We start from the raw sequence: 23,663 nt of genomic DNA on the forward strand, positions 1-23,663 counted from the left end.
TGAAAGAGCCTAACGGGGTCTAAAGCGCATATTTCATTGATTTAATTGAGTTCAGTTGACAAGTTTTCAGTTTCCATAAAGACTGAAACCCGCTTTTAGCCATACTGACTGCACTCTGCGCATGATCGTTCTCGAAACCAAACTTTTCCCGCTTCGCCTCGACGACAGCCTGTTAACACGCCAGCGTCTGCTTGGCCGCATCGACGCGCCCGGCAGCGCCCGCTTTATTGGCCTCGTTGCGCCCGCCGGCTTTGGGAAATCCACGCTGGCGCGGCAATGGACGCAGTCTCATCATGCGCTTACCAGTTGGATCTCACTCGATCCCGCGGACAATTCAGCCTCTACGTTCTGGAGCTATGTCGTAGAAGGATTGCGTCGTAACGGTTTGGAGGGTATCGGGGAGCTGCGCACGCAGCTGCAGGATACGGCGCACACCAACGCCAGAGTGCTGGTGACGGCGTTAATCAACCAGCTACACCAGCATCAGGATCGCCACTTTGTGCTGGTTCTCGACGACCTGCATCACATCGCCAACAAGGACATCTTCGACGGCTTGACCTATTTGGTGGACTTCGCGCCGGCCAACTTCACTTTGCTCATCACGTCCCGCAACGAGCCGCCATTCCCTCTCGCTCGCTGGAAGGTGAAACGCTACGCCAAATTGCTCTATTCCGCAGACCTGGTGTTCGACTCGCAAGAGGTTGCAGACTTATTCGCGCTTGCATTGGACGTCAAAGTCAGCCCGGAGGCCGCGGCTCGCGTTGTTGGCTCCACCGGCGGCTGGGCGGCGGCGTTGCAGCTGTTGTCGCAAGCGGATTTGAAACGGGCGGACGGAGCCTTATCTAACGAGAAATTTGAGCAAGCGTTGGCCCAGGCGAAGAGAGAAATCGACGACTACGTCGCCCAGGAGGTATTGGACGATCTACCGTCCCGCCTGCGTGAATTCATTCTGGAAATGGCGGGAGCCCCCCGCTTTGACGCACCGCTATGCGACCAGGTCCGAAGCACTCAGGACAGCCACCAAATATTGCAGGAGCTGGAAGCGCGCAATCTGTTTCTGATTCCCCTGGATGACGCCGGCCAATGGTTTCGTTTCCATGAGCTGTTCCGCGATGGCGCCTTGCACTACTTGAGACAGCGCCAGCCCGAAGTTCATTTACAGCACTGCCGCAACGTCGTGCGAGCCTGCCTGGAGCGCCGACTCTATTTGGAATCCGTGCAATTGATCATGCACATTCAAGCCTGGGACCTGTTGCAGTCCACCCTGGAGAGCATCGGCAACCAACTGGTGCGGCAGGGATACCACCTCTACATCATTGAATGGCTTGACGACGCCCCGCAAGAACTACTTAGCCAGTCGCTGCGTTTGCAGCTGTTGAAAATATGGTGCCTGCTTTACGACAACCAGTTCGCCGCCATTCCCGATCTGGTGGAAGCCGTGAAGAAGCATCCTTTGCTGCCTGAGCAGGATGATACGGTGCGCCATGAGTTGCGCCTGCTGGAAGCGTACGCCGCGCGGAGTCGCAAGGACATCCAGACTGCCAGCGCACTGACGCAATCTGTCTTACAGGATCTCCAGCAGATCAACGCCCCGATCAAATCCCTGGCCTACTTTGGCCTCGGCAACGACTACTATGACCTGGGGCGGCTGGATGACGCCATCGCGGCGCTGAAGGAAGCCGTGACGCTGGGCAAACTGGAGCAACGTTTCTCCACGGTGCTTTCCAGCCTGGGGCTGCTGCTATGGATCATGCAAATCAAGGGTGAGTTTCTGCATGCGATCAATTTGTTCCGGCAAACGGAACTCTGGGTGCAGAGTTATCATAAGGACGGCCCTGAGCCCAACATTGTCTCGTGCTGGTTGAACAGCTCGTTGGTGCTGATTCATTGCGCCCTGGGCAATCAGGAACATGCCGAGCGCTTTCTCAAACCGATGTTGTCATTCGTGGATAACGCCGAGCCGCAACAGAAACTCATCACCTATTACACCTGGGCTGAATTTAACCGTCATTGCGGCGATTACCCGCAAGCGCTGCGTCACTACGAGCAGGCTCGCGAGCAATTGGAGTATAACCAGCGTGAGTTGGCCGCGTTCGCCCCGCCGGTTTTGGCCGGTAAGCTGCACTGTCTGTTGGATAAAGGCGACATGGCCAATGCTGAGTCGGAGTGCACCCTTATTCTGGACAAAGCCCCCACAGAGTCTTCTCCTTTCGAGGGATTGGAAAACCTGTCAGCACAAGCGCGTTACTTTCTACGCAAACAGCAATGGGGCAGTTTGCAGGAAACCGCTGAAGAGATACTAGCCCTCGCTGAAAACCACGGCTCTTCCCGTTATCAGGCGCAGGCCAAACTGCTGCACGCCGTCGCCATGGCGGGACAATATCAGCCAGAAGCCGCTCAGCGGCTGATAAGTGAGGCGTTGACGCTGGGCGAAAGCAACGATTTCGTCGCCATGTTCCTGGCGGACGACGCCTATCTAAGACCGCTGTACGCCAACCTGGATATCGCCAGTACGAGTCAGGATTACCTGGAAAAGCTGCAAGTAGCCTCATCTCCCCAGGAAGCTACGCCAACACGGGAAGAAGAGCCACAGTCCCAGACAGAAGGCTTATTGGAAGAATTAAGCAAGCGGGAAATGGAGGTGCTGACGCTGATTTATGAAGGGCTTCCCAATAAAAAGATCGCGGACCGCTTATTCCTGGCGCCCGCTACGGTTAAGGCGCACATTCGCAATATCTACGGCAAAATCGGCGCGGCGAGCCGTACGGAAGCATTGGCCCGGGCCCGTCATCTGGGCCTGTTGTGATCCATTCCCCCCTTTTTACGCCCTATGGACGATGCGGCTACGCCCCCTCTTTTTTTACGCTAGCCCCATGAATCGAATTCGACAAAGCCTTTCATTTCGAATTCTCTTGCAGGGCTTGTCCCTGCTTTTTTTGTCTCCTTAAGAGCGCAGGAAGTTACTTCTCCTGTTTTGCGCTAGCGGCGACGCCAAGCTAACCAGCTTCGAAATCGCCGCCCCTTTTTCTGACGCGCTCTGCCCTTACTCATAAACCACACAGCGCAATCTGCTGGTGTTACATGCTGCCTGGGCTGCTATGACTCGCTGGGAGTGGACTGACGAATATCCGCCGAGACCACCTTGTAAGGCGGCAATGCGTTGAGAATGATGCGCCCGTATGAGCGCGTCCACAGACGACGGTCCATAATCGAGATCTTACCGCTGTCCCTCTCGCTGCGCAGTAAGCGTCCGCATGCCTGTAGCAAACGTGTGATCGCGTCAGGCAGCACCACCTGGTTGAACGGATTGCCGCCCTTGGATTTCAGCCACTCCGCGTAGGTCGCCTCCACCGGGTCATCCGGTACGGCGAAAGGCAGCTTCGCAATAATGACATGCTTGAGATAGTCTCCAGGCAGGTCCAGCCCCTCAGCGAAACTGGCCAGACCAAACAGTACGCTGCCCTTATTTTCATCCACCCGCGAGCGGTGATTATCTATCAACTGGCCTTTGTTGCCTGAGTCCTGAGTTATGATCAGGCTCCCCAGTTTAGTGTCCGCCAAGGCGCGGGCGGCGAACTGCATATGTTTGCGCGCGCTGAACAGCACCAATGTAGCCTGCTTATCATCGATGATGCGCAGCAGCGCCTGGCTCAGCATTTCCAGATAGCTTTCGGAATCCTGCGGGTCGCGGCCAAGATCGCAAAGCTCAAGAGTGCAGTTGTTGTTGAAGTCAAACGGACTGTGGTGAATTGCAAAAATACTGCCGTCGGGAAGGCCCACTTGTCCCGCCAGTCGATCAAAACGTCCCGCCACACTCAGCGTGGCGGAGGTCAGCACACATCCAAACGCTCGCGACCACAGCCGCTTACGCAACAGATGCGCCGCATTGGTAGGGCTGACATGCACGACCACATCGCTATCCGTTTCTTTAGCCCAAGTCGTCAGCCAGCGGGCGGTTGGCGTATGGCCCTCCTGGACTTCCTCGCCCATGATTCTCCACACGTCTTCCAGATTCTCCACTTGCGACTGATACACAGACAGCGACATCACCGCCTGGTCATAAGCTTGTCGCTGCGCGCCGCCCGGCTGTTCTTTCTCCGCAAGATCCCGCAGACGCTTGAGCACCGCATCCAGCTCCTTGGTCATCTCGCCGACCTTATCCGCCATCGCCGCTGATAGCTTGCGCAATTCTTCAGGAATCACGCCCATGGGATAACGGTATTGAAAAGTGGCGCGCTCGTCGTTTTCTTCCCACTCAATGGTTTCATTCAGAAAACGGGCGACGGCGTCGAGATGGTGGTGCATTTCCTGGGACAACGCCGCCATTGGGCTGACCCGGTTGGTGATCTGCTCGTCGTAGGCGAAAACACTTTGTCCTTCCACCAGAGCGCGACTCAATCCACGCAGCATTTTCTGCGAGGATTTCAGACCAGCGCTGAAGGCGAAATGATTCAGCGCCTTATCCGCCATGTGGTGGGCTTCATCAAAGATATAGATGGTTTCTTCCGGCGGCGGCAAAACAAAACCGCCGCCTAACGCCAAATCCGCAAACACCAAATCATGGTTCGCGACGATAATCTCCGCCTTTTCGGACTCCATCTTCGCCTTGTAATAGGCGCACTGGGTGAAGAACGAGCAACGCTTGTTCAGACACTGGCGGTGATCCGTGGTCACCGTTGACCAGATCGTCTCTTCGATTGGCTCCGGGGCGCTGTCCCAGTCTCCGCTCCACCCTTTGTCCACCATCCAGTTCATAAAGCGCTGGTAGGCTTCCGCGTCCACGTCCGCCCCGCCGCTTTCCTGCGGCCCGTCAAGCAACAGGATGCCCTGCTCTTGGCCGGCCAAATACGAGTCAAGTTTATGCAAACAGATATAACGGCCGCGTCCCTTCGCCAGCGCCACCTTGAATTCAAGGTCGGTATGTTGCGCCAGCAACGGCAATTCACGCTGCACGACTTGCTGCTGCAGGGTCACTGTGGCGGTGGAAATGACGATTTTTTTACGCAACGCCGCTGCGAATGGAATGGACGCCATTAAATAGGCCAGGGTCTTCCCTGTGCCGGTTCCCGCCTCCACAACACATGTGGTGGCGTCGTTGCTACGGCGAAACTCGCCGTCCAGTTCGATGGAGGACAGATAACGCGCTATCTCAGCGATCATATGCCGCTGCCCGGAGCGAGGCTTGATGTTACGGGCGGCGATATACTTTCGATAGGCGGACTGAATCTGCTCCTTTATACCTTCACTAACCATGCTCGCCTAACTTTCGGGAGCCCAGTTACGGATAACGGGAATCCAGAATAGCTGCCCGCCTTTATCCAACACCACGCCGTTCTCGGTAATCTGATACACCTTCAGGCCGGAGAAACGTTGTCCTTCCCGAAGATAGTTATTGTTGATCATGATTCTACGGTCATCCGGACTGGCGCTGTAGATATGACTATTGAATTCCATCGCTGGAATCTGCTGCTGAAATGCCGCGCTAAGCTCAGAAATATTTGGATACTGATCTTCCACGTTCTGCGTCGCTTCCGCCGCGCCGGAGCCAGGGATGATCATCGTTCTGCGTGTTGAGCCATTGGAGGGCGCGATGAGCATGCCGCCATCCGTATTGATCGTCTCCTCTTCCTCGCCGCCGAGGTCCACATAGATATCCGTGTTCGAGGCGGTATCCAGAGGCACCTTATCAACCATAAAGTCCGAGTTATTCGCGCTCATCGGTTGTACGGGAACCGCCTGAGTTGGCGCGTTTCCTGCCACTGGCTGCGCAGACTGAGGTTGCGTCGGCGTCGCTGGGGTCGTAGCGGGCGGTTTAGTAGGCTGAGCGGGATCTGCGTCAGTGACGACTGCCTCCTGAGGCGTTTGTTTTTCAAAGGGGCGATTCATAAAAAAGAAAATCGCCAGGGCGATGGCGTTGAGGCTCAGCAACAAAATGAGAATCAACGCCCAGGGCGCACGCTTCTCTTTACGGGGCATCATGAATGCGCCGCCTTGCACCACATCAGGCAGCTTTTCCTGATATCTTTCTGATTCGGAACGTCTCAGAGCTTCAAGTATATAGGACATGTCGTTTTCCTATGAGCGCTTGATCGGAATAAGCAGAGGCGCTGTGCTGTCAGTCCAGCTGTTTAACATGATCAGGGTGATGGCGCCGGGAATGCCGTCCGGCAATATCCCGACCTCCTGCTGAAACCAACGCACCCGGTCTTTCCATGAGGTGTCGGGCAGCGGCTCCAGTGAAGGCTTTTCGCCTTGAGACAGCCAAACCTCGTTCACCATTTTGATCTTGCCGTCAATCCACTCATTTTCATCCTGCACTTCTCCTGGCTGAATCACCATGGACGCATAGGGGGGCACTTTCCACAAAATGCTGTAATCGCCCTGCCAATGCCCATCCAGCTCCGCCAGAGGAATAGTATGACGTTCGCCATCCAGCTCAATCACCGCCGACTGATCCGCCGATACGGAGATTAGCGCAGCGCTGAAGGTTTCGCCGGTATTATTCATCAATTTCAACACGGCTGGACGATTAAGCTGCAGAAGGCTGCGCCAGTTGCCTTGACGATGCAGACAGCGCAGCCCGCGAGTCTCTACGAATTCACACACCAAACCGCGGGAGCCGGCATTGTCGGCCAGTCCCCAGATATGCATCACCGACTGATAGGCTTTACGCGTATTGTCGCCCTTGGGTCTATAGACGCCCAATACCTTGGAAGCCGAGGTCGCCACAGGCGACACCCAGGCGGCGGGTTGTGCGGCTGCAGTCGCGCCGCTGGCGGCGGCTTCTTTCGCCGCCCCTTGCTCTTCAGTTGGCAACGCGGCGTCTTTGAGCATCCCCTCATCCCGCTGAATCTGACCTTCCCCCTCGCCCGCCTCCGATAAGGCGGACGCCTGCGCAACAGCGCCGATGGTCTTTTCCGGTTGGCGGCGATCTTGGTTGAGCGACAACCCCAACACCAGGGTCAGACCTCCCGCCAACGCCCCAGCCGCGAAGCCTTTGACGATCCAGTTGTCCAACCATTTCATGGTGGTGCGCTTGGCGTTAAGGCCAATCTCTTTGCCCGCCATCTTAACCAGCGCGGGGGTCACGACCTGACTGTTTTCCGAATAAGCGCCTAACAGCGCCCGGTCACAGATCAGGTTGATGATGCGAGGTATGCCGCGACTGAGCTTATAAACCTTATTGATCGCCGCATTACTGAACAATTCTTTGCGACAGCCTGCGACGGAAAGGCGGTAGCCGATATAGGCGCGCACATCCACGGGAGAGAGAGCGTCCAGGTGATAACGCGCCGTGATGCGCTGCACTAACTGACGTAATTCCGGCCGTTGCAGAAGCTCCTTCAGTTCCGGCTGCCCCAGCAAAATAATCTGCAACAGTTTCTTTTTTTCTGTTTCCAGATTGGTGAGCAGACGCAATTGTTCCAGTACATCCGAAGACAGATTTTGCGCTTCATCTATCACCAGGGCGGTATGTTTGCCGGCGGCGTGCGCTTTCAATAAGTGCTTGTGAATAACGTCTATCAGGATCTTGATGGAGCATTGAGCGGGATAAGCGATGTGCAACTCATCGCAGATCGTGGCCAGCAGCTCTCTTGCGGTGAGTTTCGGATAAAGGATGAAAGCAATGTCCGTGTTTTTCGGCACCCGCTGCAGAAAACAGCGACAGGTGGTCGTCTTACCGGTGCCTACTTCACCGGTCAGCAGCACGAAGCCCCCTTCCCTTTCAATGCCGTACAACAAATGCGCCAAAGCTTCTCTGTGGCGTTCGCTCATGTAGAGATAACGGGGATCAGGCGCGATGGAAAATGGGCTTTCTTTTAAACCGAAAAACGCTTCGTACATGGAATCCAAAATTGCGCCTGTTGGCGCGGGCCTAGTTACTGTCAACGCGCTAGTGTAACGCGCCGGACGACGGAGTTAAATTATAGAAACTGCAAATTTCAGGGATTCGTCCATGAATCATACAAATTCCCCGTCAGCGTCGCGGCTGCGCTCCATTATGTCTATTTGGTAACGTTCACCACCCGCAATTCCGCCTTGCGTCCCTGCAGTCTGTTTTTCAGTCGTTTGATTCCCTTCTCCAGAGTCAGACTGATCTTGGAGTGTGTACGGATCATGGATATTTTCGGCCAGGTGGCGCGCTCCCCCTCCAACGCCAGGCGCTCCACCACATCCGGCGAGGGATTGCAGAGCATCCGGCGAAAGTGCCAGAAGCTATAACGGGGCGCGACGGTGACATCGCCGTAGTAACGCTGGGCCAGAATCGTATAGGCCTGACCGCACAGTTGCCGCAATAACTCCGGCTCGGCCTGTTTCCGCAGATAATCGAAGGCGCCCATCCCGTGAAATTGCATTTCCGCCTTGATCACCCGCAACGGCAGCGACGTCAGACTGATTTTCTGATCCCGCTTCTTCGCATTCATAAATGGAACGATATGCGGATTGGTCTGGCTCACTATGGAAAAATTAATGTCATACAAATGCTTGAGTCGCTCTATGGGCAAGTCGCTCACCACGGAGCCATCCACCCAACGCAATTTCGGCATGTAAGGAACAATGCCGCCATTCTCATCCTTACGCATCAAACGCACAGGCGGAAACACGGCGGGCACCGCTGATGACGCCAGCGCTGCGCTCCATACCAGGAGATAAGGTGAGGTGTAACCGCTAAGCAAGCGCTCTTTTTGGTGATGATGCACGGGCGATACAGAGATATTGATGCTGCGGCCAGTACGCTGATAGGCCTCTAAAAAGGAATACTCGCCAATATTCGAACGCAGACATTTCTCCAACTGGCGGACATCCATAAACCCACGCCCCCGCAACCCGTTGAACATTCCCATCCAACGCCAGGCCTTCAGATTGTGGCGATGAGGCTCCAGCATTTCCGGGATTTCCGCATCAGTATGAGTCCCCAGCATGGCCGCAATCACGGAGCCCACGCTGGAACCGGCAATCACCTGGGGCAACAGGCCGCGCTCCCAAAGCGCCTTGATCACGCCAAGATGAAACAGGCCCAATGTCGCCCCTCCGCTCAACAGTAACGAAGGCCGGCCGAAACTGATTGACGTATCTTTGAAAAACTCCAGCTTCTGCCGTGGCGGCAGCTCGGGAATATCATTGTCACAGACATAATTGAGCGCGTCGCAGACTTGATTGACGTACTCCTCAATCAGGTGCTTGGTGCCGATATAACTGTGCTGATACAACAAAGCATTCCCCATATTGCCGAGGTCATGGTGCAACCCTTCGCGCAAACTGCGAATCAGCTTGGAATGATCCCGCCCCTGCATCGCGTTGCGAAGCTCCATCAGGCGGTCATAAATCAGCTCATAATTGTATAAATCGCTGGCGAATGACTCCTTCCACTCCACATGCCCTTCCAGATAGTCCAGCTCCAGCGCGGCGTCACGCCAAGTAGCGTAGTCTCTGGCTTCAGCCATCGCCTTACGGTACCTGTGAAGTTTCGTGTTCATGTATCTCGACATCAGTCCCACCCAGCTATTAAATCCTTAGACTAAATATAGCTTATCGGACAGGGAGGGCCGCAAGTAGCTATACGAGTGAAGGACGGAAAGAGACGTGGCGAGAAAAAGGATGAGGATGAGAAGGAGGCGGCGAGAGACTGGCTCCCGCCCGACAGGATCAATAATCCTCGTCGAAGTCGTCGGAGGTAAAGGGATCTTCGACTTTACCGTCATTGATCAGGAATTCACGCTGCTGCAGATAAGCGTTTCTGACGAAGGTATAACGATCGCCCTGAATCAGATTCTCCGCCGGAATAATATCGGCGCGTTTGTCGACGATGCGGGTTGCGCTGGCGAAATACCTTTCCGGCTCGGGAAACAGATACCCCACCGGATCGGCATAACTGTCAGGAATGCGGCCAATAGTATCGGTGATAGTGCCCGGACCCAGGAACGGCAGCATCAGATAGTTTCCCTGAGGCACACCCCAGTAGCTAAGCGTCTGGCCAAAGTCTTCTTTGTCGACGGAAATATCAAACGCCGTGGCCACATCAAACAGACCGCCGACTCCCCAGGTGCTATTGAACATGATGCGGCTAGCGGTTGCTGCAGTTTCTCTTGGCTTCAACTGCAGAATATTGTTGGCCAGCGTAACGACATCGCCAAGATTGCCGAAAAAGTTAGTAATTGAGCGATCGACGACTTCAGGCGTCACCGCCCGATAGCCTTTAGCGACAGGGCGCAGAAAATAGTCGTCCAGAAATTCGTTAAAGGCGAAAACCTTCCTATTGTAAGATTCCCACGGATCCTGCGGGTGAGACGCCATCGCCCCAGCGGGTGCGGCCATTGACAATAACAAAACGGCGGACAAACGCCTTGTGTGCTGCGGTTTACTCGTATCCATAAATCCCACTTAAGCGCCTTGGAGGCTCTCTGTATTCTTCAGTCTGGCTTAACTTCGGCGGTATTCAAGACTTTCAAAGCCTCCGTCTTCTTGCAGCGACCTCTCATCGTTGTCACTACGCGGAATGCTGAACTGGCCGCGGGCGCTTATTTTTATTGGAAATGGCGGCGAATTGGCTCAAAGGCCTGATTAATATGCGGGCTAACGCACATTTTTGCAACGGCCAAGCAGTCTACCTGACAAAGTATCCCCTTCAAAGTAGGTATTCCTCTGTAGCCCAGAACTTATGATTCACGACCTCTTTTGGCGCAAAATAACTCAATTCCCGTCCGTCACCCTGTATCAATACGACAGCTTTGAATAGTTACAGTTCAATGAAACGGGTTCCGCTGGCGCGCCCCCAAGAAAGGGGGAGTCAGGCCCAGAAATGAAAAAGCCGCGACGCAAAAACGCCACGGCATAACAAAAGAGAGCTAGATTCGAGACTGAATCAAACCTTGCGGACAATAATACTGCCAGCGGAATAACCCGCGCCGAAGGAACAAATCACGCCCAATGCGCCGCTGTTCAGATCCTGTTTATTCAGGTGGAACGCGATGATAGAACCGGCCGAGCTGGTGTTGGCGTAGGTGTCCAAAATGGTCGGCGCTTCCTCGGCTGTTGCTTCCCGTCCCAACACTTTCTTTGAAATCAGTTGGTTCATGCTCAAGTTGGCCTGATGCAGCCACATGCGATTGAGCCTGGAGGCGTCGATATCGTTACTGCCCAAATGCTCCACAATCATCTCGGAGACCATTGGCACCACTTCTTTGAACACTTTGCGTCCATTCTGCACGAAGAGCTTATCTGGTTTGCCAATCCCGGACTCATCGCAACGGTTCAAGAAGCCGAAGTTGTTGCGAATATTGTTGGAGAACAGCGTTTTAAGTTTGGTTCCGATAACCGTAAACTGGTGCTGACTGGTCGCGGCGTCCGCCTTCTCCAGAATAATCGCCGTGCAGGCGTCGCCAAAGATAAAGTGGCTGTCGCGATCCCTGAAATTCAGGTGACTGGAACATATTTCCGGATTCACCACCAATACGGCGCGCGCCGAACCGGATTCAATCGCGTTAACCGCGGCCTGAATGCCGAAGGTGGCGGAAGAGCAGGCGACATTCATGTCGTAGGCGAAGCCGTCAATGCCCAGGGCGCTCTGCACTTCCACCGCCACCGCAGGATAAGCCCGTTGCAGGTTTGAACAGGCCACAATGACCGCATCAATGTCTTCTGGGGACTTGCCCGCTTCAGCCATGGCTTTTCTCGCCGCATCGACCGCCATTTCACACTGTACGCTCGGCTCTTCATTGCTGCGCTCAGGGATATAGGGATGCATGCGATCCACGTCCAGTACGCCCTCTTTGTCCAGAACGTAGCGACTTTTAATGCCGGATGCTTTGACAATGAAGTCAGCCGAGGACTCTTGTAGCGCGTCAACTTCCCCTGACTCGATTTTCTCTTTGTTCTCTTCGTTAAAACGTTGCACATAGGCGTTAAACGAAGCCACCAGCTCCTCATTGGAAATGCTGTAAGCCGGGGTAAACAGGCCCGTGCCGCTAATGACTACAGAACTCACGATTAAGCCTCTACTTGTTTAATTAGTTATTGCACTCGCGTATTGACGAGAAATCTTAGCACATAACGGCGCAGGGGCTGGATCAATTTGCCCCAGGGCGCTCACAAGAAAGTGAGCGTTATGTTAAGAAGCGGAATTAAATTCGGACTTTTTCCCATTGCTTCTGTAGCTTCTTCTCCGACACGCTCATAAGTGTGCCAAGCTTCTGCGCAAAATAGGAAACCCGAAACTCTTCCAGCATCCAGCGGAAATTGGCGAGCTCTTCATCCACATAGCCCTCCCGTTGATGCTTCTCTTTTCTCGCGTTGTATTGCGACCAAAGCGTCTCGAACATCAGTTGGAACTGGCGTTCCTGGGTGATCTGCCGTGGCATCTTGTCCAAGCGTTCTTCAATTGCGGCAAGGTAGCGCGGATACTGCTGCAACCACTCAAGCGGCGCTTCCGTGAGAAACCCGGGGTAGACCAGGTGCTGCAGCTGCCGTTTTACGTCCCCCAGGAACATCGCCAGCGCCAAAACCGTATTTTTACCCAGGGCTTTGGTAATGCGGTGATAGGCCTGCAAAATTTCATGCAGCAACAACGCAAGCTCTTCCGCTTTGGGAATCAAATCCGCCTTATACTGCTGCACCCGCCGGGCGAACTCATCCGCGTTGGCGATCGCAGGTTTATCTTTCAGGAAGACTTCAATGCAAGCGGTCAGAGCAAGTTCGTCCACCAAACCGTCCAGTTTCCCGGTTGGCGCGTAGTACAGCCCAATCTCTTTTAACTTGGGCAAATTCTTCTTCAGATACTTCACCGTATCCGCCAGCCTCAGCATGATCAGCCGCGCCATGCCGAGACGGTGTTGCGCCTGCGCGAACCCCGCGTCGAACGCTGACTTTAACGCCACGGACGCTCCCTGATCCTGCAAATAAGGGTACAGAAACAGACTGGCGCCCGCCTGACTGACGGCGACTTTCTCTTGCAGGACGCCGAAGTTCCACTCGGTCAGGCCTGCCTGCTCCTTGAACAAGGTTCCAGATTCCTGCGCCAACTTTTCCAGGCGCCCCTCAAGCCTTTTAACCAGCTCATGGTAATCTCGCCCCTGATCAATCACCCCGCCCTGGCTGTCCACTACCTGGATATTCATACGCAAATGAGGCGGCAGCAGGGATTCATCCCATTGCTCAGGGGCGACCTGCATACCGGTCATTTTGCGCAGTTGCTCTCCCAACGCCAGTGACATGGGATGGTTATCCGGGACCATAGCGTCACTGGCCGCCTTGGCGAAATCAGGCACTGGCACAAAGTTTTTCCGGATCGCTTTCGGCAGTGAACGAATCAACGCCTCGCACTTCTCTTTGCGCATTCCCGGGGCCAGCCAATCCAAGAGCCCTACCGGCGCTTGCGCCATCGCTGCAGCGGGCATGCGCACCGTCACGCCATCGTCTTTCGCGCCCGGCTCAAACTTGTAGCTCAGCTGGAACTGCTGTCCATTCCAAAGCAATGCATCCGGAAACTGCTCTTCCAACTTCACTTCCGGCAGCACTCGCAGCAATGCTTCAGGAGACAACAACAACGCCTTTTTGTCTCCGTCCGGCAGGCGCTTGTACCAATGTTCCAACGCCTTGACAGTGGTGATTTCCGCAGGCAGTTGCTCATCGTAGAACTGGAACAACACTTCGTCATCGACCAACAGGTCGCGGCGGCGGGCTTTGGCTTCTATCTGCTCCACTTCCTCCCGGCATTCCGCATTGTGCAGAATAAACGGCAGACGGCTGTTGATCTCGCCTTCAATGAGCCCTTCTCTGATCAACGCCTCGCGACTGAACAGCGGATCAATGCGCCCGTAGCTCACTTGACGACGCGGCACGACAATCAGGCCATACAAAGAGACCTGCTGAAACGCCAGCGCCTCGCCACGTTTCTTCGACCAGTGCGGCTCCAGATAACTGCTCTTCAGCAGTTGCGGCGCCACTTTCTCAATCCAGCCGGGCTCCATACGAGCGACTGTGCGGGCGAACAGGCGGCTGGTTTCCACCACTTCCGCCGACATAATCCAGTTCGGCGCCTTTTTCCGCACTTTCGATCCCGGAAAGATCACAAATTTGCGCTGACGGGGTCCGGCGTATTCGCCTTTTTCGTCTTTTTGACCGATCTGGGTGATCAGACCCGCCAACAACGCCTGATGCAGTTCGTCATAGGCCGCAGGCTCCGTGTTTTCCTTATAGCCCTGTTCATGGCAGAGCAACAGAAGCTGGCGATGCGTGTCGCGCCACTCGCGCATTCTCAGGAACGACAGGAAGTTCTTCTTACAGTAGTTGCGCAGTTGATTCGCACTCAACTCCTGGCGCTGTGCTTCATAACCATTCCACAGGTTAAGCAGGCTGACGAAGTCTGACTGCTCATCCGCCCATTGCGCGTGCTTTTCATCCGCCGCCTGTTGAAACTCCATGGGACGTTCCCTTGGATCCTGCACCGCCAGAGCGGAAACAATAATCAGCATCTCTTTCAGGCAGTGCCCTTCCGCAGCGGCCACCAGCATCCGCGCCAGACGGGGATCAATGGGGAAACGCGCCAGGGTCCGCCCTATCGCCGTCATCTGCCGCTGGGCGCTTACCGCGCCCAGCTCTTCCAGCAACTTGTAACCGTCATTGATATATCGTTTGTCCGGCTTCTGCATGAAAGGGAACTTCTGGATATCGCCCAGACGCAATGAGAGCATCTGCAGAATCACCGACGCCAGATTGGTGCGCAGAATTTCCGGATCAGTGAAAGGATCGCGACCGACAAAGTCCTCTTCAGAGTACAGACGGAAACACACGCCCTCCGCCACACGACCGCAGCGCCCTTTACGCTGTTCGGCGCTGGCCTGCGAAATCGCCTCTATCGGCAATCGTTGCACTTTGGAGCGGTAGGAATAGCGACTGATGCGCACCTGCCCCGGGTCAATCACATAACGAATGCCCGGCACCGTCAGGGAGGTTTCCGCCACGTTGGTGGAGACCACTATGCGACGACCGCCATGGGACTGAAAGATACGGTTTTGCTCCTGGTTACTGAGTCGGGCGTACAGGGGAAGGATTTCCGTGTTACGAAACTCTTCTTTACGCAATCGCTGCGCGGTTTCGCGAATCTCCCGCTCTCCGACCATGAATATCAGGATGTCTCCGGGCGGCTTGCGCTGTTCGCGCTCCATCTGTTCGATTTCCCGAATCACGTGCACAACGCCATCCTGCAGACCAATATCCACCTCGTCGTCCATGGTGGTCAAGGGGCGATAATGCAACTCCACCGGATAGGTGCGGCCAGACACTTCCACCACGGGCGCTCCATTGAAGTGTTCAGAGAAGCGTTCCAGGTCAATCGTGGCGGAGGTGATGATAACTTTAAGGTCAGGCCGTTTGGGCAGGAGGTTTTTCAGATACCCGATCAGGAAGTCGATATTTAACGAGCGTTCATGGGCTTCATCGATAATGATCGTATCGTAACGATTGAGGAAACGGTCATTCTGGGTCTCCGCCAGCAGTATTCCGTCCGTCATCAATTTCACCAGCGTGCTATCGTCGGTATGATCGGTAAAACGGACCTGATACCCCACCTGCTTGCCAACTTCGCAGTCCAGCTCCTCAGCGATGCGGTTGGCGACGGAGCGCGCCGCCAGACGACGAGGCTGCGTGTGGCCAATCAGGCCATTGACGCCGCGTCCCAGATCCAGACAGATTTTCGGCAACTGAGTGGTTTTACCCGAACCGGTCTCACCGGCGATGATAACCACCTGATTTTCAGAAATGGCTTTTTTGATTTCTTCCAGCTTATCGACGACTGGCAGATTATCCGGATACCGCACCTGCGGCATCGCTTGCAGACGCGTCGCCCGAATTTCCATAGAACGCAATGTCGCGCGCCAGAACTTTTCAACGTCCTTTTCCGCAACAGAACCCTTTGCGATTTCCCGCCACTGCCTCTGCAATCTAAAACGATCTTTGATCAACACCAGGGACGGGTCAAAACGAGATTCACTCGACATGTAATATACTTTTTAACCAATACTAATTCAGGATGCGGATGTTAGCGGGAAATGGGTTAATAGTTAAGCGGCAAATGGGATAGCGTAACCACGCAACAGCTTGAAATTCAGGCAGTCACACTCGTAATTTGCACTCAGAAATATAACCACTGTCGCGACTATCTACGACATCAAGTTCCATTATCTTATTAATGACACTAGTTGTTCTCTTAACTCTCCATGGAGAATTTAATAAGTCCGGCGCAAAGTCCAAGACAATATTAAGATTCAGCCGCCTTGTTGGCGGACAGCAATAGCGTCACCCAGGAAAAAAACGCAATGCCCGCCACATCCGCCATAACATCAGCGATGTCCAGCGTGCGGGATGGAAAGAACGCCTGTGTCAGTTCTTCGCCCAACGCGAAGATGAGCACACCGAGTGAGCCGATATAGAGAGGAATCGGGCCCAGTTTCAGGTGTTTAGTTTTGAAGGCGAAGTTAGCGGCCAGAGTCAGGACGCCAAACAAGCAAAAGTGCCCCAGTTTATCGCCATAGGGAATGGATTGGACGAAGTCGAAGAAAATGCTCGCTCCCCCGGTATCCGCCAGATGGATAATCCATAGAATAAACGCCAGAAAACCAAGGGCGAACAGGCTGACCGCTTTCTGCATAATCAATTTACAACGCGCTACTACTGAAAGAACCCGCCTTTAATAACACAAAAAGCGGGCTTTCGCCCGCTTTTCAGTAGCCTTAGACTTGCTGCGCAGTGTTACGCCGCTTTGTCTTTCTGCTTTTTGATTTCCTCGTCACGCAGTTCCCGACGCAGAATCTTGCCGACATTGGTTTTCGGCAACTCATCGCGAAACTCAATGGTTTTGGGCACTTTATAAGCGGTCAGACGTTCGCGACAGAACTCTTTCAGCGCGCTTTCAGTCAGGTTGGGATTGCTCTTCACAACGAACACTTTCACCACTTCGCCACTTTTCAGGTCAGGCACGCCAATCGCCGCGCACTCCACCACATCTGGATGACTGGTGACCACATCTTCAATTTCGTTGGGATAGACGTTGAAACCAGACACCAGGATCATATCTTTCTTACGATCCACGATGCGCAGGTAGCCGTCATTCTGCACCATGGCGATATCGCCGGTTTTCAGCCAGCCATCTTCAGTCATGGTCTTGGCGGTCTCATCTGGACGCTGCCAGTACCCTTTCATGACCTGGGGCCCTTTTACGCACAGCTCGCCCACCTCCCCGACGGTAAGATCCTTACCTTCGTCGTCAATGATTTTCACCATGGTATTGGGAATCGGCAGACCGATTGTGCCAATTTGAATAGCGTTCATGGGGTTGATGGAAACCACTGGCGACGTTTCTGTCATGCCGTAGCCTTCCGTCACATCACAACCAGTGACTTTCTTCCACATTTTCGCCGTATCGCTGGTCAACGCCATGCCCCCGGCAGCGGTCACCTTCAGAGACGTAAAATCCAGATCCTGGAATTTTTCGTTGTTGCAAAGCGCCACAAATAGCGTGTTGATCCCCAGGAACGCCGTAAACTTCCATTTGCCCAGCTCCTTGAGAAAGCCGTCAAAGTCTCGCGGATTGGGGATCAAGATACTATGGTTGCCGGTATCCAGCATGACGCCGCAATTCATGGTGAATGAATAAATATGATACAGCGGCAGCGGCGCAATCACTGTTTCAACAGCTTCACCGAGGCGCACCGTCAGCAGCGGCTTCAATTGCGCCACATTGGAAACCAGGTTGCGGTGAGTCAGCATGGCGCCTTTGGCGACGCCAGTCGTGCCGCCGGTGTACTGCAACACCGCGATATCTTCGGGGTTAACGTCGACAGGCTTGAAGGTGTACCGCGCGCCCATAGACATCACTTTAGTAAACGGTACGGCGTTGGGAATATTATAAGGCGGCACCATCTTCTTGATGTACTTGATCGCCGCGTTCATCACCATGCGCTTGATTGGCGGGTGCATGTCTGGGATCTGAGCCACAATGACATGCTCCACGCCGGTATGCGGAAGCACTTCCTGCGCCTGCGAAGCCATATTGGCCAGAACCACCAGCGCCTTGGCGCCGGAGTCGTTGAACTGATGCTCCATTTCCCGCGGGGTATAGAGCGGGTTGGTGTTAACCACGATCAGCCCCGCCCGCATTGCGCCGAAAACGGCGATCGGATATTGCAGCAGGTTGGGCATTTGGATGGCGATGCGGTCGCCGGGCTTCAGGTTGGTTTCATTCTGCAGGTAGGCGGCGAATGCGCGTGTGTACTTCTCCATTTCGCCATAAGTCATGGTTGCGCCGACGGCAGTGAACGCAGGTTTATCCGCGTATCGTTTGCACGCCTGTTCAAACATGTCGACAACCGATTTGTATTTCCCCAATTCAACTTCGGATGGAACTCCGGGGGGATATTTATCCTTGAAAAAATTATCCATACCGCTATCTCCTGGCCAACGCTGTTAATAGGCAATCTGATTTTTATTTGTAGTTGTTGAGAAAACGGGACTGGCTGAGAGATGACCGCGTCGCTTCAGGCGACGGCTTCAAGGATGACGGAGCAATGCCGCAGCTAACTCGACGCCTACGCGCCCGGCGCTCGAACCTGCGCCGTAACCCTTAAAATGAGTGAATTCCACTGCATAGCGCAACATCGACTTCCGCACCTGGCGGCTCCGACGCACCCCATATTAGAAACTCTTACTCGCGATCATATATAAGCCAATCATCGAATCCCTGACGACCACTACCCCATTCTTACTTCTGTCATCGGGCGGCGCTATTTTCAGGAGAGTCACCCGGTCGGGTGATTACCCCATCAGGCCGGAACGGTATAGTGGGCTCGTTTTTATAGTGCGCGATAGAATAGCAGCTTTATTTTGGCTTATGTAGACAAAAGTATTACTTAATTATCGGAGTTTCTTCAGATTCCCTGAGACAATACAGAGCGGGAATACCGCGACAATAACCATTGACGCTGATGCGGGCGATAGCTAAATTGTTGCGAATCAGCGTATAAAACACTAATAAAATCCAATAAATAACAAACATCATGCGCAACCTGGAAGATTTCCTTACCAGCCTGGACGGCCATAAGATCGGGTACTACAGATGGATACCAGACTCCCCCGTCATACGCGGCGTTATTCAGATTTCCCACGGCATGGCGGAACACGCCGGTCGCTACCGGATTCTGGCTGAGCACTTCTGCGCCCAGGGCTATGCAGTCGTCGCTCACGATCACCGCGGCCATGGCCGTTCTATCGCCAACGGCCAGACCGGCCATTACGCGGACCGCGACGGTTGGGACAAAGTCGCTGCAGACCTGCTGTTTATGGCGAATCAAATAAAAAAATGGCATCCAGACGTCCCCCACTTTCTCTTCGCCCACAGCATGGGATCTTTCATCAGCCTGCAGTGCCTGATCGCACACCGCCCGCCCTTCCACGGCGTTATTCTTTCCGGCAGCAATTATGGCGCGCCATTGAAATACCTTGCGGCGGCGGCCATCGCCAGGGCGGAAAAGCTACGCTTGGGCGCGCGCAGCGCCAGCCGTCTGCTGGACCATCTTTCATTCGGCTCATTCAATCATCGTTTCGCTCCCAATCGCACGGAGTTCGACTGGCTCTCCCGCGATGCCGCCGAGGTAGACAGTTACATCAATGACCCATGGTGCGGCTTCATCTGCACCACCGCCACCTGGATCGCATTACTGGACGGCTTGCGTCAGATTTTCACTCCGGCCAGCTTCTCCCGCATCAACCCTAATCTGCCCATTTATCTGATTGCTGGCGATAAAGATCCTGTCGGAGAGTTCGGCAAAGGGGTAAGAAAGCTGGAGCGCCACTTACGCGAGGCAGGCGTACGCGACCTCAGCTGCACGCTTTACCCCGATGGACGCCATGAAATGCTCAATGAGATCAATCGCCAGCAAGTGCTGGAGGATCTGTCCTCATGGGTGACCGCGCACACTCCGTAACAGACGCGTTAGAGGAATTTGGATTACACTAATATATAAAGGAAAGTTAATCCCTGCGTCGCCACTCTCCGGCGTGCGTTGTCAGCAACCCAATCAAGTTATCAGTTCACTATGGACGCGCTAGAAAACATTACCTACGACGAACTTCATGTGGGCGACTCCGCCACTTATACCCGTACACTGACAGAGCAGGAAATCGTTCTGTTCGCCGCCGTATCCGGTGATATCAATCCGGTGCACCTGGACGCCGAGTACGCGCAGTCCACCGTATTCAAGGAGAGAATCGGCCACGGCATGTGGTCCGGCGCATTGATTTCGGCGGCCCTGGCCACCGTTATTCCTGGCCCCGGCACCATTTACCTGGAGCAGCACCTGAGTTTCAAGCGTCCAGTAAAATTAAACGACGTCCTGACGGTTACCCTCACGGTAGCGGAAAAGCTAACTAAAAAGCGCGTGGTTCTGGACTGCGCCATTCATAATCAAAACGGCGTGCTGGTGGTGGAAGGTCAAGCGAAAGTCATCGCTCCAGATGAGAAGATTTCTCTGGAAAGACCAGTGCTGCCCGCAATTTCCATCAGCGACGAGTCCTGATTCGCCAGCGAAAGGCGACTGGCTTCATCGCATCCGCCGCTGATATTTCCCCATAAAAAAAGCGCCCTCTCTGGGCGCTTTTTGTTTGTTCAGGCTTACAGCAAATCGATAGGATATCTGATCGCCTGTTTGCTGGCGTTGGATTTAGCGCCAAAGTTCAGCAGCCTTAAACGAGCGCATATCTTCTTCTCGAAGTCAGGATTATTCAGATTACTTTCCACGATCTTGCATTGCGATACACTTCCATTCGCTTCCACCATCAACTCAGGCACCAGAGTTCCTTTCAAAGTAGGGTCCTGACGACGGGCCCGCTGATGAATGGAAGCCAATGCACCCTTGGCGCTGTCGAACACCTTCCTGATTTCTTCCAACGTGCGCGTTGCACTACGTTGATTGCTGGAACCGGAGCCGGATGTTTTCTTGCTGGAAGAGCCGCCGCCTGACTGGGCCTTTTCCTGCACTTCCGTCACCTTGCGCGAGGCCAGCGCAACCTGCTGGGTCGACTTATCCAGTTTGTTGGCGTCCACGCCTCCACTACCGGAGGTGGAAACATTGTTCACCAGCTTATCCGACGCCTTTTTGCTGATAGGCGTCGCCGTGTACAGCGGTTGGTCTGACGCATCCGCAGTGTCCGCCAGGGCCCGCATGTCAGAGAGCTGATCGCTAAGCGCCAGCAAACCAGAGCTTTGCGCTTTTTCACGCGCCTGATCCACCGTCTGCTGCTTGGGTTGCTCCGCCTTCGGCGTTACCTTTCTCTCTGGTTTTGGTTCAGGTTTGGGCTGCGGTTTCGGTTCTGGCTTTGGGTCGGGTTTCGGCTTGGGCTCTTCTTTCTTCTCTTCCTTTTTCTCCGGCTTCGGTTCCGGCTTTTTGATCTCCGGCTTTGGCATTTCCCGTTTTTCAATCACTACCCGCGCCAGTTGGGGAGGCAGTTCTTCCAGTTCCTGGCGAGTTTTCTCAGGTAATTGCACCAGAGAAATGACCACCGCAACTACCAATAACAGTAATATGGAGAACGCCAAAATCAGGTGAAAACGATCACGCTCCTTAACGTCAACATCCCACGGCAAAGGAAAGCCTACGCTAGTTTTCACCATACTAGGCCTCCTTATCCGCCGCACGTCTTACCGCCAAAGAGATGCTGCTGTAGCCTGCCTCAACACAGGTGGACATAATTTTCTTCAACAGCTTATAGGGCAACTCTTTGTCCGCCATGATGGTAATCGGTCTACCTTCAGGCGGAACTGGCGTGGTGACTCGAGACACCTGATAGTCCAACTCCAACTTGAGGCCATTGATCAACAGTGGTTCCTGATTGGCGGCAACAGCGACTTTGCTGACTACACGCCCGCCAACCAAAATATCATCATCGGTCACAGTGACAGTTAACTGCTCCGTCGGGGGCTGATCTGCTATAGATACAGGCAACTGAACAGAACCACTTTGTTTCAGAACTTGAACGTCAGATGAGTTCACCATCAGGAAGAACACCAGGATAGTGAAAATGTCCATCAGTGACACCAAGTTCAGCGACGCTGTTTTGTGCATCCTACGGTAATGGCGTTGATAGCGCTTGGCGCGGCCTGACTGCTTCATTGCGCGCCTCCTGCTGGAATGATCTCGGGGGCATCGGCAATGGAGATATCCGGAAACAACTCCGCGTTAACGACGCTGCCCGCCACGACGGCTTTGTAGGAGCGCACCTTATCCATCACACTCACCAGTGTCTGATAGGACGTGCTTTCCTGAGGCAGGAGGGTAATGTCTTTTTTATCCGGGACCCGGGCCTTGATATCCTGCATAGCCAATGCGAGCGTCTTATAGTCATGCTCGCCTTCCGCCAGCTTCGGGATCTGCATGATGACCCCGCCCTTGTTGTCCGCAATAACCAACTGCTCCTCCAGGATCATGACCTGTAATTGTATCTGGTCTTTATTGTCCTGGGCGGAGTTGGCGGCGGACTCAGGGAAGTTCAGGTTCAGAACGCTGATTTGAGAGAACACCAGATTGATCAGCAGCACCGGCACCAGGACGATCATGAGGTTCATGAACGCCGTGATGTCCAGGTCAGCAACAGCCTCCGGACGACGGTGTTTACGACGCATCGGTCTGTCCTATGTTCTTTCTGGAGTGGCTTTCGCTACAGGGGCTTGGGCTGGTTTTTCCGAAATCAGGTTCATGATCTTGATGCCGGCCGTCTCAAAACTGTCCACAATTTCGTTGGTTTTAGTTTGCAATATGGCATGCACAAGCAGTAAAGGAATAGCAGTCATTAGGCCAAAAGCAGTAGTGTTCATGGCCAGAGAAATACTCTGTGACAGCAGATTAGCCTTCTCAGCCGGGTCAGCATTGGCAACCGCAGTAAAGGCATCGATCAGGCCGATAATGGTGCCCAACAATCCCAACAGAGTGGCTATATTGGCAAGGGTGGCCAGATATTGCGTACGCTTTTCAACACGAGGAAGGACTTCCATCAGCCCTTCTTCCATGGCGTATTCAATCTGATCGCGAGGTTGACGGCTCAGCAATCGAGACAAGCCTGCTTCTACAATAGAAGCCATCGCGGTTTTGGATTGTTTGGCCTGTTTTAGCGCATTGAGATAATCTTTGCGCCCGATCAGCATGATCAACTTATTAAAGTCTGCGCGATTGCTCAACTTGGCGATGCTGAGATAAACATATCTCTCAATGGCGATAGCAACCCCAACAACGAGCACTATGCCGATTGGAACCATAAAAATACCGCCATCTTTAAAAAAGCGAACGATAGTCTCGAACATATCGCGCTGACTCCTTAATCACTTCTAGGTTATTGCTGGTCTAAATCGCCTATCTTAAGGTTTTTACGATAGTACAGACTTTGCCGAAACGCCTGTCTATCTAGCGGTCTGAGCGCGCCGTCCAATTCTTTTTCCGGCTCCGGAACGTCAATCGCCGGACTATCCGGCGTTCGCCAGGGAACCAGGTACAAGACTTTGGGTTGCTCCTGCTCCCCCCTCAACGCCGTTCCTTCGAGCTCGATCAACTCAGCCGCAAAACCTGCGTTACTGTAGAGACCGCAGAGGCATAAGGCAAGTATTTGAAATCTCATACCTTCTC

17 protein-coding genes are annotated in these 23,663 nt (G+C 54.0%); 3 read left to right on the forward strand and 14 right to left on the reverse strand.

Annotated elements, in window-relative coordinates:
* Window positions 1-121: 121 nt before the first annotated feature.
* Window positions 122-2,806, forward strand: a complete 2,685-nt coding sequence (locus O5O45_RS13450; protein WP_305905728.1) for a LuxR C-terminal-related transcriptional regulator — start codon at window positions 122-124, stop codon at window positions 2,804-2,806.
* 290 nt (window positions 2,807-3,096) lie between these two features.
* Here O5O45_RS13450 and dinG read toward each other — a convergent pair whose 3' ends face one another.
* The 9 genes from dinG to O5O45_RS13495 all read right to left on the reverse strand — a co-directional run bounded on the left by dinG (window position 3,097) and on the right by O5O45_RS13495 (window position 18,435).
* Window positions 3,097-5,253, reverse strand: coding sequence for an ATP-dependent DNA helicase DinG (gene dinG / locus O5O45_RS13455; protein WP_305905729.1), 2,157 nt, complete (start codon window positions 5,251-5,253; stop codon window positions 3,097-3,099).
* A gap of 6 nt (window positions 5,254-5,259) precedes the next feature.
* A complete protein-coding gene (locus tag O5O45_RS13460) occupies window positions 5,260-6,066 on the reverse strand; it encodes a general secretion pathway protein GspB (RefSeq protein WP_305905730.1) in 807 nt (268 codons plus the stop codon).
* 9 nt (window positions 6,067-6,075) lie between these two features.
* On the reverse strand, window positions 6,076-7,845 hold the full coding sequence (locus O5O45_RS13465; RefSeq protein WP_305906207.1) for an ExeA family protein: 1,770 nt from the start codon (window positions 7,843-7,845) through the stop codon (window positions 6,076-6,078).
* Between the two features lie 161 nt (window positions 7,846-8,006).
* Window positions 8,007-9,479 carry a DUF3336 domain-containing protein gene (locus O5O45_RS13470; RefSeq protein ID WP_305905731.1) on the reverse strand — a complete coding sequence of 491 codons (1,473 nt, stop codon included), beginning with the start codon at window positions 9,477-9,479 and terminating at the stop codon, window positions 8,007-8,009.
* Window positions 9,480-9,648: 169 nt separating this feature from the next.
* Entirely contained in the window at window positions 9,649-10,374 is a 726-nt protein-coding gene (locus tag O5O45_RS13475) for an MlaA family lipoprotein (protein ID WP_305905732.1), read from the reverse strand.
* Between the two features lie 490 nt (window positions 10,375-10,864).
* The gene (locus O5O45_RS13480; RefSeq protein ID WP_305905733.1) at window positions 10,865-11,986 is read right to left on the reverse strand and encodes a beta-ketoacyl-ACP synthase III; all 1,122 of its coding nucleotides are present in this window, start codon (window positions 11,984-11,986) and stop codon (window positions 10,865-10,867) included.
* Window positions 11,987-12,122: 136 nt separating this feature from the next.
* A complete protein-coding gene (gene hrpA / locus O5O45_RS13485) occupies window positions 12,123-15,995 on the reverse strand; it encodes an ATP-dependent RNA helicase HrpA (RefSeq protein WP_305905734.1) in 3,873 nt (1,290 codons plus the stop codon).
* 260 nt (window positions 15,996-16,255) lie between these two features.
* Window positions 16,256-16,645: a VanZ family protein gene (locus O5O45_RS13490; RefSeq protein WP_305905735.1), complete on the reverse strand. Its 390-nt coding sequence runs from the start codon at window positions 16,643-16,645 to the stop codon at window positions 16,256-16,258.
* Window positions 16,646-16,746: 101 nt separating this feature from the next.
* On the reverse strand, window positions 16,747-18,435 hold the full coding sequence (locus O5O45_RS13495) for a long-chain fatty acid--CoA ligase (RefSeq protein ID WP_305905736.1): 1,689 nt from the start codon (window positions 18,433-18,435) through the stop codon (window positions 16,747-16,749).
* Between the two features lie 614 nt (window positions 18,436-19,049).
* On the opposite strand from O5O45_RS13495, the gene O5O45_RS13500 reads away from it, so the two are divergent.
* Together O5O45_RS13500 and O5O45_RS13505 are read left to right on the forward strand one after the other, a co-directional pair.
* Window positions 19,050-19,976 (forward strand): alpha/beta hydrolase, encoded by a 927-nt coding sequence (locus tag O5O45_RS13500; RefSeq protein WP_305905737.1) that lies wholly within the window; start codon window positions 19,050-19,052, stop codon window positions 19,974-19,976.
* A gap of 111 nt (window positions 19,977-20,087) precedes the next feature.
* Window positions 20,088-20,567 (forward strand): MaoC/PaaZ C-terminal domain-containing protein, encoded by a 480-nt coding sequence (locus O5O45_RS13505; protein WP_305905738.1) that lies wholly within the window; start codon window positions 20,088-20,090, stop codon window positions 20,565-20,567.
* Window positions 20,568-20,662: 95 nt separating this feature from the next.
* Here the strand turns inward: O5O45_RS13505 and O5O45_RS13510 are convergent, their stop codons facing one another.
* The 5 genes from O5O45_RS13510 to O5O45_RS13530 are packed head-to-tail and all read right to left on the reverse strand — an operon-like array spanning window position 20,663 to window position 23,655.
* The gene (locus O5O45_RS13510; protein ID WP_305905739.1) at window positions 20,663-21,661 is read right to left on the reverse strand and encodes an AgmX/PglI C-terminal domain-containing protein; all 999 of its coding nucleotides are present in this window, start codon (window positions 21,659-21,661) and stop codon (window positions 20,663-20,665) included.
* Between the two features lies 1 nt (window position 21,662).
* Window positions 21,663-22,160 (reverse strand): ExbD/TolR family protein, encoded by a 498-nt coding sequence (locus O5O45_RS13515; protein ID WP_305905740.1) that lies wholly within the window; start codon window positions 22,158-22,160, stop codon window positions 21,663-21,665.
* The gene (locus O5O45_RS13520; protein WP_305905741.1) at window positions 22,157-22,669 is read right to left on the reverse strand and encodes an ExbD/TolR family protein; all 513 of its coding nucleotides are present in this window, start codon (window positions 22,667-22,669) and stop codon (window positions 22,157-22,159) included. The genes O5O45_RS13515 and O5O45_RS13520 overlap by 4 nt, the downstream gene beginning before the upstream one ends.
* A 9-nt stretch (window positions 22,670-22,678) precedes the next feature.
* Window positions 22,679-23,344 (reverse strand): MotA/TolQ/ExbB proton channel family protein, encoded by a 666-nt coding sequence (locus O5O45_RS13525; RefSeq protein ID WP_305905742.1) that lies wholly within the window; start codon window positions 23,342-23,344, stop codon window positions 22,679-22,681.
* 29 nt (window positions 23,345-23,373) lie between these two features.
* Window positions 23,374-23,655 carry a hypothetical protein gene (locus O5O45_RS13530; protein WP_305905743.1) on the reverse strand — a complete coding sequence of 94 codons (282 nt, stop codon included), beginning with the start codon at window positions 23,653-23,655 and terminating at the stop codon, window positions 23,374-23,376.
* Between the last annotated feature and the right edge of the window lie 8 nt (window positions 23,656-23,663).

Origin of the sequence: Hahella sp. HNIBRBA332 (genome assembly GCF_030719035.1) — a bacterium.
Classification (GTDB): Bacteria; Pseudomonadota; Gammaproteobacteria; order Pseudomonadales; family Oleiphilaceae; genus Hahella.

Excerpts from the sequence above, each read along its gene's own strand:
- O5O45_RS13465 (WP_305906207.1), bottom strand. The coding sequence starts at position 7,845 with ATGTACGAAGCGTTTTTCGGTTTAAAAGAAAGCCCATTTTCCATCGCG.
- O5O45_RS13495 (WP_305905736.1), bottom strand. The coding sequence starts at position 18,435 with ATGGATAATTTTTTCAAGGATAAATATCCCCCCGGAGTTCCATCCGAA.
- O5O45_RS13490 (WP_305905735.1), bottom strand. The coding sequence starts at position 16,645 with ATGCAGAAAGCGGTCAGCCTGTTCGCCCTTGGTTTTCTGGCGTTTATT.
- O5O45_RS13510 (WP_305905739.1), bottom strand. The coding sequence starts at position 21,661 with ATGGTGAAAACTAGCGTAGGCTTTCCTTTGCCGTGGGATGTTGACGTT.
- O5O45_RS13515 (WP_305905740.1), bottom strand. The coding sequence starts at position 22,160 with ATGAAGCAGTCAGGCCGCGCCAAGCGCTATCAACGCCATTACCGTAGG.
- O5O45_RS13475 (WP_305905732.1), bottom strand. The coding sequence starts at position 10,374 with ATGGATACGAGTAAACCGCAGCACACAAGGCGTTTGTCCGCCGTTTTG.
- O5O45_RS13460 (WP_305905730.1), bottom strand. The coding sequence starts at position 6,066 with ATGTCCTATATACTTGAAGCTCTGAGACGTTCCGAATCAGAAAGATAT.
- O5O45_RS13500 (WP_305905737.1), top strand. The coding sequence starts at position 19,050 with ATGCGCAACCTGGAAGATTTCCTTACCAGCCTGGACGGCCATAAGATC.
- O5O45_RS13470 (WP_305905731.1), bottom strand. The coding sequence starts at position 9,479 with ATGAACACGAAACTTCACAGGTACCGTAAGGCGATGGCTGAAGCCAGA.
- O5O45_RS13450 (WP_305905728.1), top strand. The coding sequence starts at position 122 with ATGATCGTTCTCGAAACCAAACTTTTCCCGCTTCGCCTCGACGACAGC.
- O5O45_RS13520 (WP_305905741.1), bottom strand. The coding sequence starts at position 22,669 with ATGCGTCGTAAACACCGTCGTCCGGAGGCTGTTGCTGACCTGGACATC.
- hrpA (WP_305905734.1), bottom strand. The coding sequence starts at position 15,995 with ATGTCGAGTGAATCTCGTTTTGACCCGTCCCTGGTGTTGATCAAAGAT.
- dinG (WP_305905729.1), bottom strand. The coding sequence starts at position 5,253 with ATGGTTAGTGAAGGTATAAAGGAGCAGATTCAGTCCGCCTATCGAAAG.
- O5O45_RS13505 (WP_305905738.1), top strand. The coding sequence starts at position 20,088 with ATGGACGCGCTAGAAAACATTACCTACGACGAACTTCATGTGGGCGAC.
- O5O45_RS13530 (WP_305905743.1), bottom strand. The coding sequence starts at position 23,655 with ATGAGATTTCAAATACTTGCCTTATGCCTCTGCGGTCTCTACAGTAAC.
- O5O45_RS13525 (WP_305905742.1), bottom strand. The coding sequence starts at position 23,344 with ATGTTCGAGACTATCGTTCGCTTTTTTAAAGATGGCGGTATTTTTATG.